The sequence below is a fragment of the Bombilactobacillus sp. ESL1094 genome, assembly GCF_058107425.1.
The window spans coordinates 1,049,370-1,069,127 of the sequence record NZ_JBYLUM010000001.1 but is presented as its reverse complement, the minus strand read 5'-3'; the positions used below and the strand labels follow the sequence as shown (position 1 = coordinate 1,069,127).

The 19,758-nt window shown below is 38.7% G+C and carries 15 protein-coding genes; 5 read left to right on the top strand and 10 right to left on the bottom strand.

Going from position 1 to position 19,758, the window contains the following annotated elements; all coding sequences use genetic code 11:
• Positions 1-2: 2 nt before the first annotated feature.
• Genes AC3B5S_RS05245 through AC3B5S_RS05235 form a run of 3 tightly spaced genes read right to left on the bottom strand, consistent with a single transcriptional unit; the run spans position 3 to position 5,377 of the window.
• Positions 3-1,178: a galactokinase gene (locus AC3B5S_RS05245; protein ID WP_489775072.1), complete on the bottom strand. Its 1,176-nt coding sequence runs from the start codon at positions 1,176-1,178 to the stop codon at positions 3-5.
• Between the two features lie 54 nt (positions 1,179-1,232).
• The gene (locus AC3B5S_RS05240; RefSeq protein ID WP_489775071.1) at positions 1,233-3,437 is read right to left on the bottom strand and encodes an alpha-galactosidase; all 2,205 of its coding nucleotides are present in this window, start codon (positions 3,435-3,437) and stop codon (positions 1,233-1,235) included.
• A gap of 11 nt (positions 3,438-3,448) precedes the next feature.
• On the bottom strand, positions 3,449-5,377 hold the full coding sequence (locus tag AC3B5S_RS05235) for a sugar MFS transporter (RefSeq protein WP_489790161.1): 1,929 nt from the start codon (positions 5,375-5,377) through the stop codon (positions 3,449-3,451).
• Between the two features lie 158 nt (positions 5,378-5,535).
• On the opposite strand from AC3B5S_RS05235, the gene AC3B5S_RS05230 reads away from it, so the two are divergent.
• Complete coding sequence (locus AC3B5S_RS05230; protein ID WP_489756751.1) at positions 5,536-6,423, top strand: AraC family transcriptional regulator; 888 nt, start codon at positions 5,536-5,538, stop codon at positions 6,421-6,423.
• 96 nt (positions 6,424-6,519) lie between these two features.
• Complete coding sequence (locus AC3B5S_RS05225) at positions 6,520-7,533, top strand: NAD(P)H-dependent glycerol-3-phosphate dehydrogenase (RefSeq protein ID WP_489769438.1); 1,014 nt, start codon at positions 6,520-6,522, stop codon at positions 7,531-7,533.
• A 214-nt stretch (positions 7,534-7,747) separates the two neighbouring features.
• On the opposite strand, the gene AC3B5S_RS05220 is transcribed toward AC3B5S_RS05225, so the two are convergent.
• The 5 genes from AC3B5S_RS05220 to AC3B5S_RS05200 form a co-directional block, all read right to left on the bottom strand.
• Positions 7,748-8,218, bottom strand: coding sequence for a universal stress protein (locus tag AC3B5S_RS05220; RefSeq protein WP_489756754.1), 471 nt, complete (start codon positions 8,216-8,218; stop codon positions 7,748-7,750).
• Positions 8,219-8,238: 20 nt separating this feature from the next.
• Positions 8,239-9,489, bottom strand: a complete 1,251-nt coding sequence (locus tag AC3B5S_RS05215; protein WP_489769437.1) for a carboxylate--amine ligase — start codon at positions 9,487-9,489, stop codon at positions 8,239-8,241.
• A gap of 362 nt (positions 9,490-9,851) precedes the next feature.
• Positions 9,852-10,724, bottom strand: a complete 873-nt coding sequence (locus tag AC3B5S_RS05210; protein WP_489769436.1) for a hypothetical protein — start codon at positions 10,722-10,724, stop codon at positions 9,852-9,854.
• Positions 10,725-10,910: 186 nt separating this feature from the next.
• Positions 10,911-11,429 carry a GNAT family N-acetyltransferase gene (locus AC3B5S_RS05205; RefSeq protein WP_489756757.1) on the bottom strand — a complete coding sequence of 173 codons (519 nt, stop codon included), beginning with the start codon at positions 11,427-11,429 and terminating at the stop codon, positions 10,911-10,913.
• An 81-nt stretch (positions 11,430-11,510) separates the two neighbouring features.
• On the bottom strand, positions 11,511-12,002 hold the full coding sequence (locus tag AC3B5S_RS05200) for a hypothetical protein (RefSeq protein WP_489756758.1): 492 nt from the start codon (positions 12,000-12,002) through the stop codon (positions 11,511-11,513).
• 496 nt (positions 12,003-12,498) lie between these two features.
• Between AC3B5S_RS05200 and AC3B5S_RS05195 the strand changes: the two genes are divergently transcribed.
• The gene (locus AC3B5S_RS05195) at positions 12,499-14,388 is read left to right on the top strand and encodes a beta-glucoside-specific PTS transporter subunit IIABC (RefSeq protein ID WP_489756759.1); all 1,890 of its coding nucleotides are present in this window, start codon (positions 12,499-12,501) and stop codon (positions 14,386-14,388) included.
• A gap of 60 nt (positions 14,389-14,448) precedes the next feature.
• Here AC3B5S_RS05195 and AC3B5S_RS05190 read toward each other — a convergent pair whose 3' ends face one another.
• Complete coding sequence (locus AC3B5S_RS05190) at positions 14,449-14,931, bottom strand: universal stress protein (RefSeq protein ID WP_489756760.1); 483 nt, start codon at positions 14,929-14,931, stop codon at positions 14,449-14,451.
• Between the two features lie 216 nt (positions 14,932-15,147).
• On the opposite strand from AC3B5S_RS05190, the gene AC3B5S_RS05185 reads away from it, so the two are divergent.
• Both AC3B5S_RS05185 and AC3B5S_RS05180 read left to right on the top strand, forming a co-directional pair.
• Positions 15,148-15,960, top strand: a complete 813-nt coding sequence (locus AC3B5S_RS05185; protein ID WP_489756761.1) for a tyrosine-protein phosphatase — start codon at positions 15,148-15,150, stop codon at positions 15,958-15,960.
• Positions 15,961-16,177: 217 nt separating this feature from the next.
• Positions 16,178-17,242, top strand: a complete 1,065-nt coding sequence (locus AC3B5S_RS05180) for an alcohol dehydrogenase catalytic domain-containing protein (RefSeq protein ID WP_489790160.1) — start codon at positions 16,178-16,180, stop codon at positions 17,240-17,242.
• An 80-nt stretch (positions 17,243-17,322) separates the two neighbouring features.
• On the opposite strand, the gene AC3B5S_RS05175 is transcribed toward AC3B5S_RS05180, so the two are convergent.
• Complete coding sequence (locus tag AC3B5S_RS05175) at positions 17,323-19,689, bottom strand: phosphoketolase family protein (protein WP_489790159.1); 2,367 nt, start codon at positions 19,687-19,689, stop codon at positions 17,323-17,325.
• Positions 19,690-19,758: the final 69 nt, after the last annotated feature.

The window sequence follows — 19,758 nt, the reverse complement described above, 5'->3', positions numbered from 1 at the left end:
GTTCAACCTTCCTTAATCTCATGTGGTCCATCAGCAATTTCTGCTACATAAAAATCCGCTGTTTGGTGCATTGCTTGTTGGTAAGTTTGCCCTACCTGTTGAATAAATGCTGTCGTTTGTTCATTTTGCACAATCGCAATCGCGCACCCACCAAAGCCTGCCCCCGTCATCCGAGCTCCTAAGGCGCCAAATTGCCAAGCGGCATGTACTAAAGTATCTAACGCCATGCCACTAACAGCAAAATCTTGTTCCAAGGAAACATGCGACGCGTTTAACAAATGACCAAATGTCGTTAGATCTTGTTGTTTCAAGGCAGTTTGTGCCCGTAAAGTGCGTTGATTCTCCCAAACGACATGGCGGGTTTTACTCAAAACGTCTGCATCCACCAACAAATAGCTATATTCATCTAATTGCTGCGGCGTAACCTCACACAAAGTTTGAATTGCTAATTTGGTTTGCAACAAATTTAACGCAGTTTCACAAGCATTTCGCCGTTCATTATATTTTGAACCAGCTAAAGCTCGCGGTTGATTGGAATTCATAATCACAATTTGATAGTCGCCCAAGTTCACCGGTACATATTGATAAGTTAACGTCTTCGTATCTAATAAAATAGCCTGCTGCTTTCGTCCTAACGCCACCGCGTACTGATCCATAATTCCCGAATTGACTCCAATAAAGGCATTTTCTACCTGCTGTCCATTCAAAGCCAATTGTTGTAAAGAAATCGACAGATTAAACTGGCTTTGACAAATAATCCCTAGCAATAACTCTAAAGAAGCTGATGAAGATAAGCCTGCACTATTAGGCAAATCCCCCTGAATCAAAATGTCAAATCCATGTGTTAACTGAAACTTTTGCCGTAGTAATAATTCTAATGTTCCCACAACATAATTCAGCCACGTATTATCCTTAAATAAATGTAAATTAGCCAAATCAATTTCACAGATACCACTTGTGGCAAAGTTTTCGGAGTAAAGTCGCCACTTTTGATCGGTTCGTGGTCTGATAGCCGCATAGGTTCCTAGACTAATTGCACAAGGTAAGACCATCCCGCCATTATAGTCCAGATGTTCACCAATTAAATTGATCCGTCCCGGTGCAAAATAAAAGTTCGTGGGTTGCTGTGCAAATTGTTGTACAAAAGCGTTCGTTAAAGTTGCTGGGGTAATGGTCATAAAATTTCCTTCTTTATTAAACAAGGTTGCAACAAGATATGAATAATCTTCAATTTAAATTGCTTTAATTACCAATAATTGTGCTTGAAAATCAGCTTCTTGCTTCGTTAACTTGGGCAAAACATAACCCGCATTCATTAACTGACTGCCTGAATAAGCAGCTGGTTGTCCATTAATCTGGTACTGCTTCTTAGGATCTAAGCCCTGCAATTTCAACCGTGAATTCAAACATTGGGGCTGATTGAGTAATTGATAATGTGCTATGATGGCCACTGTTTGTTCAGCATTAACGACACCCCAACTTAACTCATTATGGTTGCCTGCCAGCGGACTTTGTAAACGATAAAAATGACCAAATTGAAAGATCTTCCGATAACGTTTATAAAACTGAATTTGGTGTTTAATCTGAGCTAATTGATCAGGAGTTAATTGCGTTATATCTAATTCATAACCTAAATCGCCAAAGTAGGCCACCGCTCCGCGAGTTTTTAAGGATGTCTTGCGTCCCAATTGTTCATTGGGGCTCGCTGAAACATGTGCTCCCATCATTGACAAAGAATAACCAAACGACGTTCCGTATTGAATCAATAAGCGCTCCATGGCATCAGTGTCATCACTAGTCCAAGCTTGTGGCGCATAATACATCAGTCCTAAGTCAAAGCGCCCGCCTCCGGAAGCGCAAGATTCAAACAACACCTTGGGAAACTTGGTTGTTAGCCGCTCATACAATTGGTAAACACCTAAAATATAACGGTGTGCTAACTCTTGCTGCTGCTCGGGGGCAAAAGCTGCACTGTACATTTCAGTAATATAGCGATTCATATCCCATTTCACATAATCTAACTGCGTTTGGGCAATAATCTCACTCAAAGCTTGTGCTAAATAATCTACGACTTCTGGCCGCGCTAAGTCTAAAACATACTGGTGCCGTCCTGGCGTTGCCTTACGTCCCGGAACATGGAGCACCCAATCGGGGTGTTGTTGATATAATTGGCTTTCTAAAGAAATCATTTCGGGTTCAAACCATAAACCGAATTTTAATCCTTTGTGGTGAATCTCTTGCGCTAAATGGGCTACTCCCTGTGGCAACTTACGGCGATCGCTCACCCAATCACCTAAAGAAGTAGTATCATCATCCCGCTTGCCAAACCAACCATCATCTAAGACAAATAATTCAATCCCCAAATCTTTTGCTTGATCAGCCAAATGTAACAACTTAGTTTCATCAAAATCAAAATACGTGGCTTCCCAATTATTAATTAAAATTGGGCGTTCTTGCTGTGCAAATTGGGGCGCTACGAGGTGCTTCTGGTAAAAATCACTCAGTTGCTGACTCAATTGATTTAAGCCCGCTGTAGTATAGCTAAAAATCGCTTCGGGCGTTTGAAAACTGGTTTGAGGCTTTAATTGCCAACAAAACTCGTCCGGGTTAATCCCTACTAAAACTCGCGCTTGTTGATACTGATCTACTTCCACACTATCCAAAAAGTTGCCAGAATAAACAAAGTTAAAGCCCATAGCCTCACCAGTCAAATTCGTTGTTGTTGGCCGCGCCAGAATAAAGAACGGATTATGTTGATGACTTGAAGCCGTGCGTAAACTACTAATACTTTGCACACCGTCATGTAGATGATTACGACTTAAATGGCGCTCACGGGCCCAGGAACCTGCAAATTGTAAGAAGTCATAATCACTATCTGGCAAGTCTAACTGTAAACTTAAAGCCCGAGGTAATTGTACTGCTTGGGTACTTAAATTTTCAAAACGAGCACTGCGGACAATAACATCTTGCGTTGGAAAAACTGTGTAATTTAATTGCAATTCTAAATTGGCCAACTGATCATGTAAAAAAATGGTTAATGTTTGACTTTGATCTTGATTATCATCAAATGTGGACGGTAAATGTGCTAGGCGTTGTTTTCCATTAGATAATTGATATTTTTGATATTGAAATTCACTAATGCGATCCCCCGCCGGTGAAGTAACTTGGTAAGCACTTTGTCGAAAATCGCCGTGGCCCAAACTACTATACTCCTGATTGATTACGTCCCATTGAAATTCTTGACCATCAACCTCTTGCGCTGGAGTGGCATCTTGTCCAGCTACTTGTGTTAAATTAGCAAGATTAATAGGCTCACTTAAGCGAGCTCCATAATATAACTGTTGTAAATCACCAGTGGGCAAAACTTGAAATAAATAACTGGCATGGTTTGTTTGTAAATGAAAGGTTTTTTTTGCTTCATCAATAATAATCGCCATAATTTTACTCCTTATTTTTGTACTTTCAGTAATGGTTGTTGTGCTGTAATGTTTTGCTCTGGCTGCGTTAATAATTCGAATTTAGTTAATTCATTAGCGTTTAAAATAGTCAGTAATACTTCATCTGACAAACCAGCAGCTTGAATCACTTGCGGATCAAATTCTAGTAAAACATCACCAGACTGGACTTCTTGCCCTCGATCGACCAACAAATTAAAGCCTTGGCCACGTAACTGCACCGTATCAATACCGACATGAATCAGGACCATTAATCCATTATCTGCCAACAGACCAATTGCATGTTTACTTGGTAATAAAAGTTGCACTGTCCCACTAATAGGGGCAACAATTTGGTTCGTTTGCGGCATGATGCCAACTCCGCGACCCATTTTACCGGCAGCAAAGGTTGGATCGGCTACTTGTGCTAAGGTTTGTACTTGTCCAGTCACTGGAGCTAACAAAACTAGTTCGTCATCAGCAACTGCGGCATTACTATCCGTCTTGTTGCTCTCTGGTGCATTAGTTGTTGTTTGTGCAAATTCACTACCCCAACTAGCTTCTAGTTGACTAACAATTTGTGCATGTTTAGCTTCCGTAATTTTAACCTTGCGTAAATAAACTACTAATGAACAACATAATAACAATAGTGGCACTGCTAACATATAACATTTAAATTGCCAAGAATCCGCACTGGTAATACTCGAAACTTTGGCATTACCTGACATGTGAGTAGCGATAACAATGATTGAAACTAAACCATTAACGATCGCGGAAGCTAATTTATCAACTAACGGCCGAACAGATAAGACTAATGATTCATCACGATGATGTAATTTTAACTGACCATATTCAATGGTATCAGTCATTGTCAACATAATAACCAAGAACAATAATGGTTGTGGAGCAGCCGCTAGTGCCGCCGAAAAGATCACAAATGGTGTGGAAAAGTTAGCAAAGAATAATAAGAAGATGCCCAGCATCATCACCAGTGTTCCAATTAAAAAGACCTTCCGTCTTTGAAAACGGTGCGCCAAAGCTGGAAACAGCGAAACGGAAATCATCCCCACAATAAAGTTGACCGTACCGTAAATCGCAAATTTGGAAGAATTACCTAAAATAAAGGTAAAGTAATAGAGTAATAATGAATTCACCAAATCCCAGCCCATCGCAAAGAAGAAGTGAGCCACTGCCGTCCACATTAACTGATCATTTTGGAAAAGAATTTTAAAAACATCTTTAGTACTAGTTTTTTGCTTATTTTCACGTAAAGGTGTGGATTGCTCTTTAGTACCAATGCCAATAATTAATGCACCCAGAATGGATAACAAAGCAGTGACAACTCCAAAAGCAAACCAGCCCCGCCGATCACCTTGACCGCCATTATAATGGACTGAGAAAAAGAGGGCGATCGGAACTACCGCTAAGGTAACTAAGTTACCACCAATTGTCGAACCTAGACGCCCCCAGGTGCTGATAGTATCTCGTTCATTGGAATCTAGTGTCAATGCTGGTACCATGGACCAAATACCAATATCTTTAAACGAATAAAAAACATCCATGATAATGTAGATGACTGCAAAAGCAACAATATATAATCCCGGATTGTTGGTTGCTAGATTACCTAAACTGGTATATAACACCGCTAAGGCAATACCAGACACGATGGCTCCCGTAATCACCCACGGCTTAAATTTACCAAAGCGCGTATGCGTATTATCCACCATATTACCGATAAACGGATCAATAAATAATTCAGCAATTCGAATTACCACCATCGTGGTTGTAATTAAGCCAATCATTTGGTTATTAAAATGATTATTATTGGTAATAAACAAATGATTGGTAATGAACATAATAAAATAATTCAACATGGCTGCCGCAAAAAAGTCATGTCCAAAAGTTCCCAGCATATAGGAAACTCGTGTTTTTAATTTTGCCATTTTCTCACCTCAGTATTTATGGCCATTCAAGTAAAATGTTTGCGCTTCCTTGAATCGCTTACATTTAATTGTAAATGAAGCCTTTTCAAATTAAAATTGCCTTGATTGTGTTAAAATCGATTAAATGTAGTTTTTTATTCCGTTATAAGGAGCTTTTCATGCAAAAAATCGTCAATATTTTCAACCAAACCACTGATCCTAATGCTAATCTCTTTTTAACCCACGCCGGTTTTTCCACTAATTTAGCCGATCATCATTACGGTCCAACAATGCGCCATGAATATTTAATTCATATTATTTTGAAAGGACAAGGGATTGTCAAAACGCAACAACAAATTTGGCAATTAAGCGCTGGTGATGGATTTTTATCAACGCCACAACAAGTCATTGCTTACCAAGCGGATCACCAGAATCCGTGGCAATATTTATTTTTTGGTTTTCAAGGTAGTAAAGCCCATCTTTATTTAGACAAAATGGGCTTTTCCAACCAGCGCTTAGTCTTTCAAACCAGCCAATTAAACTTTTTTGTGGATTGCGTCAAACAATGTCTACAACACCAATCTAAAAACTTGGTCGATGAACTATTCATGACAGGGATTATTTACCAATTATTAGCAGGGTTAGCTCATTATCAAACAGACGTGATTACACCGGACAAAGCCGTCATCTTACATCCCTGTACGATCAAAGCCACCGATTACTTAGCGCAACATTTTCAAGAACCAATCACGGTCAAAACCATGTGTCAGGCTATTGGTTTTGATCGCGTTTACGTTTCCAAATTATTTAAACAAGATTTACAAATGACGCCGCACGACTATTTGAACCATTTAAGAATTGAATATGCGGTAGATTTATTAAGTATGACTACCATGTCTATCAGTGATGTTGCCCACGTCGTTGGCTTTTCCAATGTGGATGTTTTTATTCGCTCTTTTAAAAAACTCTTCGCCATTACCCCCAAACAATTTCAAAAACGTGAAACCACCAGTCATTCCATCAAAAACGATTTGACTAAAAAACTGAATTTTCAATTACGGCGTTAAGACCGACTCTCATGACAAGTTACTGAATTTTTCAATACAACTAATTCATTCCAGAGTATAATGGAATTGATAAATTATTAAGATAAGGGTGAAGTTATGAAAAGCAAAATTGCGGTTTTAGGAGCTGGATCTTGGGGCAGTATCCTAGCCAGTGTACTAGTTCAAAACGGTCATGATGTTCATTTATGGACACGCAGTGCCCAACAAGTTCACGAGTTAAACACACAACATACCAACGAGCACTATATTCAAAATTATCACTATCCGCAAGAGTTAATTGCCACCACTGACTTTACAACTGCTTTAACAGGCGCACAAATAGTCTTATTTGCAGTACCGACTCCTGCCATTCGTAGTGTGGCCCAACAAATTCAACCTATTTTACAAACTTTGCCACAACCACCGATTATTGTGCATGCTAGTAAGGGATTAGAACAACAAACTCATTTACGAATTTCAGAAATCTTACAGGCTGTGTTACCGACCAATCTTTATCAAGCTATCGTTGCTTTATCCGGTCCAAGTCACGCTGAAGAAGTTGCTAAAAAAGACATCACCTTAATTACTGCAGCCTGTGCTGATTTGGCCGCAGCCCAAACAGTCCAACAGATTTTTATGAACGACTATTTTCGTGTTTATACTAATTCAGACGTAATTGGTGTGGAATTAGGCGCCGCTTTAAAAAATGTCATTGCCTTAGGAACCGGGGCCCTCGTTGGACTCGGTTATGGCGATAATGCCAAGGCGGCTTTAATGACCCGTGGCTTAGCGGAGATTTCGCGTCTCGGAGTTAAGCTCGGCGCCAACCCGTTAACCTTTACCGGTTTATCGGGCGTGGGTGATTTAGTGGTCACTTGTACCAGTGTTCATTCTCGGAATTGGCGAGCTGGTAAACAATTAGGCCAAGGCCAAAAATTACAAGACGTGATTGATAATATGGGCATGGTCGTTGAAGGAGTCAAAACTTGCCAGTCTGCTTATGAATTAGCGCAACAAGAACAAATCGAAATGCCAATCACCGAAGCTATTTATCACGTTTTATACCAAGAAGCCGACGTGAAAGCAGAAGTTAAAAAACTTATGCAACGTGAAGGCAAAGCAGAAATTTAATCATATTTTGAACATAAAGCTGGAACAAATATCAGTAGTAGATGCAAACTACTAATATTTATCCCAGCTTTTTTTGATGATACAAAAAAAGTACTTCTCAAGTAAATGTCGGAACAATAAAACTAATACTCAAATTCTGTTTAGAATTACATAAGCATTACTTAATTAATTGTTCCCACTTCACTGAAGAAGTACCTCATCATTATTTTAAAAATTAGTCACGCACTATTAACACACTAACAGGTGATTTTTCCATAATTCCTTTGGCTTCATTGCCGACAGTCTTGCCTAACAAGGTTTTGGCTTCAGAACCTAGCACAATTAAGTCTGGCTGAAAATCAGCCACAACTTCATCCAAAATAACTTTATCGGGATCACCTTCGGCTAAGATAGGCTTAGCTTCTTTCACACCAAAATTATCAGCTTTTTTCAGATATTCTAACAAGTCATGTGACAAGTTCAAGCGCTTATCATCCATTTTTTCTGGTGACATGCTGTCAAAAACATTCACATCTTGCGTTTCTAAAACAGCAACAATTCCTAGTTGTGCATCCAAATCTCTCGCCATGGTACAAGCAGCATTAAATGCATGATCAGATGAAGTAAAATCGTCCACATCAATGCCTACTAAAATCTTCTTAAACCGCTTTTCTGTTACTTGGTAATTCTTCAATTCTGAATCCAAATTCCTAACCTCCACTAAAATTATTTAAAGTTTTGGCCCTTATTTTCTTCAAAGTAACGTTTGAATCGTCCTCGATAGCGATAAAACATGTAACTTAACAACACTAAACGTTTAATTCCGAAGTCACCTTTATAGAAAACAGTTGTGCCATACCGATCTTGTCGCAATAATTCGAGAGCAATTTCTTTATATTGATTTTCCAAAGCATACTTTTTAAAGACAGCCGTCGGAACTCCCAGCCATAGTTGATGCTGTGCTTTATTCTTATTACCGTAAACGGTTGGCTGTTCATCCAAGGTTTGTTTGACATAATCATCAACCACAAATTGAGCCAAATTATAACCATTTAAAGTAACATAAAAGCTACTACGTCCTTGGCGTAAATTAATTTCAAACAGCTTAAATTCCTGATCACGATCATCGAATTTCATATCAAAATTAGCGAAACCGGTAAATTCAATTTCTTCCAAGAAGCGTTGCAAAACATCGTACAACTTTTGATTGTATTCCGGTAAAATTGCCACATAATTACCAATTGCCGCCGGTGTCGGATCTTCCAATAACGGATGGCCTAAGCACATTAACTTGACATGATGATGTTGGTCAACATAGGCGTTTAAGACCCGCATATGTGAATCATCTCCCGGAATAAATTCCTGCAAAATCAAGTCGGATTCATAACCATTATCATAAATTTTGGCAACAATATCCAGAAATTCCGCTTCATCTTGAATAGTAAATGCTTTTTTGCGCCCTTCAAAATGAATATCCAACCACTCAACACTATTAGCTGGTTTTAACGCTACTGGATAATCAAACGGTACCGTCAAGTCCTGTTGTTGATACATTTGTTTGGTAATTATTTTTGTTTGTGGATGTGGCAAATGGTATTGTTCACAAATCTGATAAAATGATTCTTTATTATTTAATTTGCGTAACAAGTCATAGTCGACATAAGGACAAACAAAAGTTTGTGATAATTCTTCTTTATGCTTAGAAATCAATTCCGCATAACCGTCACCCATCGCCAATAATATAACGGGTTCTGTATGTTCAGCATACTTTTTGGCAATTTGGCGCATGTTTTCAATAAATGCTGGATCCTCAGTAAAACCGTCATATAAATTGACATTAATAATTTTTGAATACTTGGTGGGTGCCAAAGCTTCTTGGGCATAGGCTTGCACTGGTTGATGCGTTAGTTCATAAAACGACCGCGCAAAACCGTAAGCATTAATATCACTGCCTAAAATAACTGGTGTAAAATTCACTTCACTCTGATTATCGATAATCTCTCACATTCCTTTATTACTAAGTTTGAATTAATTAATTTTGAGTTTCCGAAACTGATCTCAGCTATTCAATGGAATAATCAATGATCAAGTACAACCACATTGTACCAAATCAGCCGTCAAATATAGCACTAAATTTCAAATTACAACCAAATTTTAAACTTTACTGCGACAAAAGCGCTTAGCAGCTGAGCATAGTCAAGAATCAGTACTTAAGTTTTGCACTTTAAACTTGAGGACTATTCGTAGCTAGACGCAAACTGCTGCTTTTGGAGCGCTAAATCAACATACTGCGGCAAAGAACGCTTACTCATTTGCTCAAGAACCTGCGGCCTGACAATTTAAGCATCAGTCTTAGTGGTACTATCTTTAACATTAATCGCAGGTTGCTGCTTTAAACCAAAATCCGCTTGCTGAATATTTTTTTTAGGTGGTTGATTTAACATCATATCATCATCACCCACATACATATTAGGGGCTACTTGATAAAATAGTTGTCCTTGGTTATTTTTAATCACTTTACCAATTTTCCACGTCGACTGCTTAGCAAAATCAACGCCATCGCCCATGTACAAATAACCTTGCGCATTATAAATTTTCGTTGTGGAATTTTTGATAGTTCCAATCAATCCCATGTTTTGCGCCGGATGTCCGTTAATTCCAAAATCAGGCTGTTGCACAATATGATCTGGCGTGCCATTCACCGCTAAATCATCATCACGCACATACAAGTTGGGCGCGACTTGATAAAACAAATGGCCTTGGGCATTCTGAAGTACTTTGCCAATTTTCCATGTTGATTGATAAGCCAGATCGACCCCATCATTGATGCCTTGTTGACCATCAGCATAATAAGTCGCACTAATCGGGTTTTTAATCGTTCCGACCAAACGCTGTTTCAAGCGACCCGATGTTGGTTCAAAATTAGCCCAAACATCACTACTCTTGACCCATTCGTTACCCGCAATTTGATAATAGAACAGATTACTCATCGTTTTAATTTTGCCGACACGCCAATCAGTATTAACCGGCACAAAGCGCTGTTTAATCAATTGCCCTTGATTATCGTATAAATTAGTATATGGCCCGCTGGTCGTAGTAACCACTTTATAATTATAATCTTTTGCGTGGACTGTCTCGCCCTTCTGTGCCATGAATACGCCCCAAACACTACTAATTAATAAGAAACTACTGATAATTTTTGATTTTGACATTGCCAAACTCCCCCTCAATTAAAAATAAGTCTCTCTAAGGCTTATTATAGTCGGGCACACCATGAACGCCAAAATTTGTTATTACTCAACTGCAATTTATTTAAAAGAAAAAAATAAGATTTCTGAATTCTAACTTTTTCATAGCAAAGTCAGAGTTTAGAAATCTCATAGTCAGACTGAATTCAATTAAATAAACCGCTGATAGGCAACACATGGTTTATGCATTACATTATCAATCGTCCCGCATTGGGTAAAACCATTTTTTTCAATCACATGGCGCATGGCCAAGTTATCGAAGTGCGTATCAATACGGACATCACTAAAATTCAACGAAGCGGCAATTGTTAATAGGTGCTGAATAAAAATTGATGATAGACCTTCGCCTTGATGTCCCTGACAAATCGCTACGCGATGAATAATGGCATAATTTTTGTGCGAATCCGGACTCCATTGACCATCATAAATTTGATCATAATTACTCTCACCCTGATCCTCCAAGGCGGCAACACCGGCAATTTGATCATCTTTAATTAAAAAGTAAGCGATACCTCGGTCAATATCATCTTGTAAAATAGCTTGATCAGGGTAACCATCTTGCCACAAGTCGACACCCCGACCGCGAAGGACACCTTTCGCTTCTTCAATAATTTCGACCACTAATTCAATTTCATCAGCGTGAACTTTCCGTAAATATGTGACTGGCATTATCTATCCCTCCCAAAATTGAAACACCAGAACATGGTACATAGGTCAATCACAAATTGCAACCTTTTAAATAAAATTTTTTTACTTTTGCCATTGCTCAATTTGATTAGCCGCCAAAGCAATTGATAGTACAGCATCTGGCGATAAATTATTCCGCAAATCACTCATTAGTGTATTGCTGGCGACTGCCCCGATAACTTCTAACGCATATTCAATCAGATGTAGATCACTTTGAGCATTATAACTGCCTGTTTGGTAAGGATTTTCGTGATTATAGTCAAAATTAATTTCATTGTTCACAAAACTGCCATCAACATGATTAACTAAAATCCGATCTTGCAGTTGGGCTAAAGTTTGTTGTTCATGTTGCAAAGTTAAGCGATGATCGGATTCATTTTGGTAATATTGTTCTTCGGTCATAGTTAAATAATTTTGCACAGGCTGGCGTAAAATGGCCAAACCATCTAACAGTTCATAGATCTTTTGCACATCTAAAGTTTCAGTCTGTGCAACAATTTGCGCGCTGTGTTCTTCTAACCAATCGGCTAATTGACTAATCGTTTGTGTTTCCATAGTTTTCCTCCCGCAAGCCACAGGCTTTTATTATTAAATTATAACTGTTTCGCCTATGAGATACCAGCAACTATACTGCAACTCCAGCGCTTAAAAGCTAAGCACAGCAAAAGTTGCTTTTACCTTTAGTTTTTGGACATAGTTAGACTCACGTTTTTACTTCTTGGAAAAAATGCTAGATTAATCTGTGCCAAAAACCAATTTAAGCTATGAAAAAAATGTAAAAAGTATGATTTTAAATGTACATATTTACAAATTAGTGTTTTAACAGCACTTAATTTATTACTATTTTTTGCGAAATTTAATTGTAATAATCGCTTTTATGAGCAATAATGCTTTTATTTTTAACCAATATTTCCTAATTACAGAAAATTTATCTTAATTTTACTTTAATTGATATTGTTAATTTTTTTTCTTTAGTATAGAATTAACTTTTAGGTTAAAAACGTTATCAATCAAATATTGATAGCATTACTCTAATAATGGAGGGATTACATTGAACGAAAAGGATTTAGCGGGACAAATCCTTCAGCTCGTTGGCGGTGATGAAAACGTCAACGCTGCTTGGCATTGTGCCACGCGTTTACGCTTTACTTTAAAGGATGAAAGTAAAGCTCAGAAAGATAAAATTGAAAGCCTTGATGGTGTGATTACTGTCGTGCAAGCCGGAGGACAATATCAAGTTGTTATTGGTAACAATGTTGGTAGCGTATACGATGCTTTAGTTGGTATCGACCCCCGCTTGGGTGAAGGTGATGATGCACCTGCTACACCAGCGGCCAGTGAAGGTAAGAAAAAGTTAACTGCTAAGGGCATGTTTGATGCTTTTGTTTCCTTTATTTCTGGTGCTTTCACACCGTTTTTAGGTGCCATGGCTGGTGCCGGTATTTTAAAGGGCTTATTATCTTTATTTGTCGTCTTACACTGGATGACACCCAAGACTGGTGCTTATCAAATTTGGTATGCCGCGGCTGATGGAATCTTCTATTTCTTACCAGTTATTTTAGCGTTTACTGCTGCTAAGCAAATGAAAGTTAACCAATATGTGACCGTTGCCATTGGGATGGCTTTGGTTTATCCAACCATGGTTAACATGAAAGGCTTAGACTTCTTCTCCATTCCAGTTTCTAAAGCTACTTATACAAGTACGGTTATTCCTATCTTGTTAGTGGTAGTCGTTCAAAAATGGTTAGAACCTTTATTTAACAAGTTTTGGCATGAGTCAGTGCGTAACATTTTAACGCCATTATGTATGTTAATGATTTTGGTTCCATTAACCTTCTTAATTGTAGGACCAATCAGTAACGCCATCAGTGGTTTCTTAGCTGGTATTGTTTTAGCTTTGTACCAACATGTCCGGATTCTCTCTGGATTAGTCCTCGGTGCTTTCTGGGAAGTCTTTGTTATTTTTGGTGTGCATTGGGCGTTTGTTCCTGTTATGATGAACGACTTATCAAAATGGGGCTATGATCCATTAATGCCAATCTTATTACCAGCTGTTTTATCGCAAGCTGGTGCTGCTTTAGGAGTCTTTTTAAAGACTAAAGATGACAAGATGAAAGGTTTAGCTGGTTCGAACACCATTACCGCAATCTTCGGTATTACTGAACCAACCGTTTATGGTATTACCTTAAAAATGAAGAAACCATTTTACTGTGCTGTCGTTGCTGGTGGAATTGGTGGGGCCATTGTCGCCTTTTCCGGTGTGCATGCCAATACCGTTGGTTTAGCCAGCATCTTGAGTTTGCCAACCTTCATCAGTAAAGGTTTCGCTTTATCTTGTGTGGGTGATGCTTTGGCCTTCGTCTTAGCTGCCATCTTCACTTATCTCTGGGGTGGTGTCAACAAAGATGTTGCTCCAGCAGCAGCTACTACCGAAACAACTACTGCTTCTACTGAAAATATTTCCACTGCTACAACTAATAACGGCACTGAAACAGAATTAATTGCCCCAGTTGCCGGTACTGTTATTCCAATTACTAGTGTTAGTGATCAAGTTTTTGCCTCTGAGGCAATGGGTAAAGGAATCGCCATTGTACCTACTGCTAAAGTTGTAACGTCACCAATCTCTGGAACCATTAGTGTTGCTTATCCAACTGGACACGCTGTCGGCATCACCGGTGATGATGGTGTTGAAGTGCTATTGCACTTAGGAATTGACACAGTTAACTTGAACGGTGAACACTTCAAATTATTGGTTGAAAAAGATCAACACGTTGAAGCGGGAACACCTTTAATTGAATTCGATTACGAAGCAATCAAAGCAGCCGGTTATGACAATACGGTAATGATGATTGTGACTAATACGGACAATTATGATTTCCAATTTACCGATGACACAGAAGCTGATGGTAACCCATTGATTACCGTTACTCCGAAAAATTAGTAATAATCAAAAAATCCTTCAAAAATTTTGAAGGATTTTTTTGTACAATCATTTAATTAATTATTTATTTTTGGCAGGTACGGTTTTATTATCCAATTCTGTCCGCACTACAATCACATCTGTCGCAGCATTGCGAATCACATATGAAGAAACTGAACCGACCAATAGTCGCTCTACCGCATTCAGTCCCGTGGAACCCAAGATAATGAGATCATCATCGTAATCCTTAAAGAAATCTGCGGCAATAATTACTTTCGGATCGCCAAAGCGAATATGAATTTGAATTTTATCAGCATCCAAGCCATCAGCAACCATTTGCTCTTTTAATTGCGCTAAATAATTCTGTGAATCTTCCGTAATTTGATAGATGATATCACTAGTTAACATGCCGCCATACGCCCCAACAAACTGCCGCGTATCCAAGACGTTCAAAACATCAACCGTGGCATGATTTCTAATTGCGACTTGTGTTGCTTTTTTAAGTGCCGTTTCTGATTCCTTAGAACCATCCACAGGGACTAAAATTCTTTGATATTCTTGCATAAGGTTTGCCACCCCTTCTCGTCAAAGACAATTGCAGTTCTATCTTGGCGAAGTTTCTAGTCCTAAAATTATAAATAATTTTATTAATTTAATTATAACATAATACTATCATTTTTCAGACAATTTACTTGGAATTTCGTGAATGAAAAATTAAAATGACTCGCCTATTGAACCATATCTTTGATAAAATTAAGTAAAAGTCTACGGAGGTACATTATGGATCAAAAACAATTATTAGATATTTCATCTGGAAATAATTTTCGTGAATTAGGCGGCTATCCCACGAAAGATGGTCACCATTTAAAGTCACATAAATTAATTCGGTCTGGTAGCTTAGGCAGTTTGAATCAGCGAGATTTAGACTATCTCGACGATTATGGCGTCCGGTTTGATATTGACTTTCGGTCTGCCGATGAACAAGCTAAAGTCCCCGATCATGTTCCCGCACAGGCTAAATATTTATTTGACCCGGTTTTCAAAGTAGATTTAACCCAAGCCTCTAAATTTAATGCTGATGAAGAAGATAAAAGCGCCTTGGAAAAAGAGGCTTTATCGGATATTCCTGAAAACGGCCACGCTAACATGTTAGATACTTATCAGGATATCATCAATCTGGACAGTGCCAAAAAAGCCTATCGCATTTTCTTTGAACAATTATTAGCTAATGATCAAGCCGATGAAACTTTATTGTTCCATTGTACTGCTGGCAAAGATCGAACCGGGATTGGTGCAGCCCTACTTTTATCCGCTTTAAATGTTGATGCTGACATTATCATCAAAGACTATCTGTTTACTAATGTGGCGTCTAAAGCTTATATTGACCAACAATTGGCCGATTTGCAGGCCCAAGGCTTAAATCCCAAACAATTAATTTCCGCCAAAGCCTTACTAACTGTTAGTCCTGATTATCTGCGCATTGCGGATGCTGAAATCAAAAAAACCGCTGGCAGTTGGTTAAACTTTATTCAAACTGAACTAAATGTCAGTGATGGCGATTTACAAGATTTACGTAAAATTTATTTAGATTAACAAGCAATTAAGCAATGATTCAAGCTCCTAAAATTGGCTAACAAATGCTAAGTTTAGGAGCTTTTTTGTCGTATAGATTCATTATTACCATAGCATTCATAAAATCAGTGGAATGTTAAATAACTGATTTATTGTGAAAAAGTTAATTAGTTGTTGACGCCGCTTTCACTAGTCATTTAAAATATAGTTGTCGTTATTAAAGAAAGGAGTAGTTATTATGAAAGCAGCGCGCATTTATGGGAAACAGGATATCCGGATTGAAGATGTAGAACTCCCCGAACCCCAAGATGATCAGGTACAAGTCAAAGTCAAGTTCATTGGAATTTGTGGCAGCGATGTGCACATGTATGCCGATGGTTTTGCTTTACCTTATGAACCGAATCCTTTATCTGGCAAAACTGTTCCGATTATTCAAGGACATGAATTTTCGGGACAAGTAGTTAAGCTTGGCAAAAATGTGCAAAATATTGCGCTCAATGACCGTGTGGCAATTGAGCCTATTTTAGCCTGTGGTCATTGTCCCAATTGTCTGAAGGGGCAATACAATTATTGCCTCAGTGCCGTTGGCCCTGATGGTAGCGGTAATTTCATTGGCGTTTCAGATGATGGCGGCATGGCAGAATATGCCAACGTTAAAGCCCAATTTGTTCATCCTATCCCGGATGAAATGGGATTTGACTTAGGAGCTTTAGCGGAACCGACTTCTGTCGCCTATGAAGGCATCAAACGTAGTGGTTTAATTGCCGGCCAAACAGTTGCGGTCATGGGCGCTGGTCCCATTGGATTATGCACGGCACTACTTGCCAAAATTGCTGGAGCCACCAAAGTTTATATTTCTGATGTCTCCACACAACGTCTAGCTAAAGCTCAAGAACTGGGAATTACGAACACTTTAAATCCTACTAGCGATGATGTGGTCGCAAAAATCCATGCTGATTTACCAGCTGGCGTCGATATTGCCTTTGAATGTGCTGGAGTGCAAGCGACATTCGATACTGCTAATCAAGTAACTGCTTCTACTGGCTTAATTCAAGTGGACGCTTTATTTGGTCAATCCATTACTTTGGATATCAATGATGCCATCATGAACGGTCACAATATCCATACCACCCTAGGCTATGAAAACTGTTTTCCCACAGTAATTAACATCATTAATAACCATCAAGAGCTTTTCCAGAAATTAATTACAAAGAAAATTCCGTTAGAACAAACTGTTGACGGAATTAAATCATTAACTACGGATAAATCACAGGTCAAAGTTTTGATTTCTCCCGAACTGTAAATAATTTATCAATCATCAAACCAAAAAATCCTTAAGCCCACTGAGCCTAAGGATTTTTATAATGCTATTTACATATTTAATTAATCTGCAAAGCCTTTGAATTGCCAATTATCAACTTCAGGTAAATCTGCACCATTTTCCCGAATATAATCATGATGCTTTTGTAACTTAGCATCCATTTGGTGACTAAAGTCTTGGGCTTGATCACCATAAACCAAGTTAGCTGCATGTTGGGCTAAGTGGAAGCGATCCAGTTCATTAACGACCCGCATATCAAATGGTGTCGTAATATCACCATTTTCCCGATAACCATGCGCATACATATTATGATTATTCCGTTCGTAGAAGATATCCCGTAATAAATCTTCAAAACCATGGAAAGCAAAGATGATCGGTGCCTTCTTGGTAAAGATGGCATCAAATTGTTCTTGACTCAAGCCGCGCGGATTCTTGCTTGGTACTTGCAACTTCAATAAGTCAACTACACTAACAAAGCGAATCTTCATTTCTGGGAAAGCAGCATGCAATAAATCAATCGCTGCTAAAGATTCCATGTTAGGTTCTGTGCCCGCCGCTGCAAAGACAATATCTGGTTGTTGACCGTGATCATTAGTGGCCCAATCAATGACTTTCACACCTTGTTCCACAATCTCCTTAGCTTCTGCCATGGAGTAGAATTGTGGCCGTGGTTGCTTAGAAGCAATGATTAAATTAATTACTTCTTGTTCATTCAAAGAATGTGCAGCAACTGCAATTAAAGTATTCGCATCGGCTGGTAAATACTCCCGAATATATTCCGGTTTCTTTTCAGCCAAATGAGTTAGAATACCCGGATCTTGGTGTGTATAACCATTATGGTCTTGTTGGAAAGAAGTCGAAGTTGAAATAACATTCAAAGCTGGGTACTTCTTCCGCCAAGGTAATTCGTTGGCCTTACGAATCCACTTGAAGTGTTGCGTCAACATTGAGTCAACTACCCGTAAGAAGGCTTCGTAACTTGAGAAAATTCCGTGACGACCAGTTAAAGTATAACCTTCCAACCAGCCTTCAGCTTGGTGTTCAGACAATTGTGCATCCAAAATTCGCCCAGCTGGAGCTTCAAATTGATCATTCGGCTTTTTAATGGGTTCCAACCATTGGCGCTCACTAGTTTCAAAAATGTGCATCAAGCGATTGGACATGGTTTCATCCGGTCCAAAAATTCTAAAAGTGGTTGGGTTAAGTTTAATAATATCACGTAAATAATTACCTAATTCCACCATATCTTGACCAATGACGGTGCCCGGTTGGTCAAATTTGAATTCATAATCATCAGGATTAGGCAACTTTAATGGTTTTGGATCTAAACCACCATTAGTAATAGGATTCATTGACATCCGTTGGTTACCTTTAGGTGTCAAAGCTTTGATTTCTGGCTTTAAAGTACCATTTTCATCGAATAATTCTTCAGGATGATAAGATTTCAACCAAGATACTAAGGCATCAGCATGTTCCATGTGGTTAGCATCAACTGGAATTGGAATTTGATGTGCTCTAAATGAGCCTTCAATTGGTTCATTATCCCAAGATTTCGGACCAGTCCAGCCCTTGGGTGCCCGGAAAATAATTACTGGCCAATGAGCCATTTTGGCATCTGCAGCTGCATTTTGACGAGCTTCTTGTTGAATGGAATGAATTTTTTCAATGGCTTGATCCATCGCAGCAGCCATTTCGGGATTCATTTTTGCTACATCGTCGCCTTCCACAAAAATTGGATCCCAGCCCATACCGGTAAAGTATTGCTTTAGTTCTTCATCAGTTTTTCGAGACAGAATAGTTGGATTTGAAATCTTAAAACCATTTAAGTTTAAGATCGGTAAAACAGCACCATCCGTCACAGGATTAATAAAGACATTAGAGAACCAAGAAGTGGCTAGTGGACCAGTTTCTGCTTCACCATCACCGATTACCGCCGCAGCAATGACGTCGGGATTGTCTAAAATAGCACCAACACCATGAGAGATTGAATAGCCTAATTCGCCTCCTTCATGCATGGAACCGGGAGTTTCCGGAGCAGCATGTGAAGCCACACCACCGGGGAACGAAAATTGTTTAAATAATTTTTGCATACCGGCTTCATCGGCAGTGATTTCTGGATAAATCTCACTATAACTACCATCTAAATAAGAATTAGAGACCATGACCTGTCCACCATGACCAGGTCCTTCAATGTAGAACATGTTTAAATTATATTTATTGATCACACGATTCAAATGAGTATAAATAAAGTTTTGACCCGCAATTGTCCCCCAATGTCCAATTGGATGAACCTTTACATCATCAGCTTTGAGTTCCCGCTTTAATAGCGGATTATCCTTTAAATATAATTGACCAATTGAAATATAATTAGCCGCATCAAAATACTTGGTCATCAAATCAAAATATTCTGGACTACTGTAATCTGTCATTGCTCTTCCTCCTAAAAATAATTCGGTTGCAAATATTGTGACAATCAGCACTGCAAAATCTACTTCACT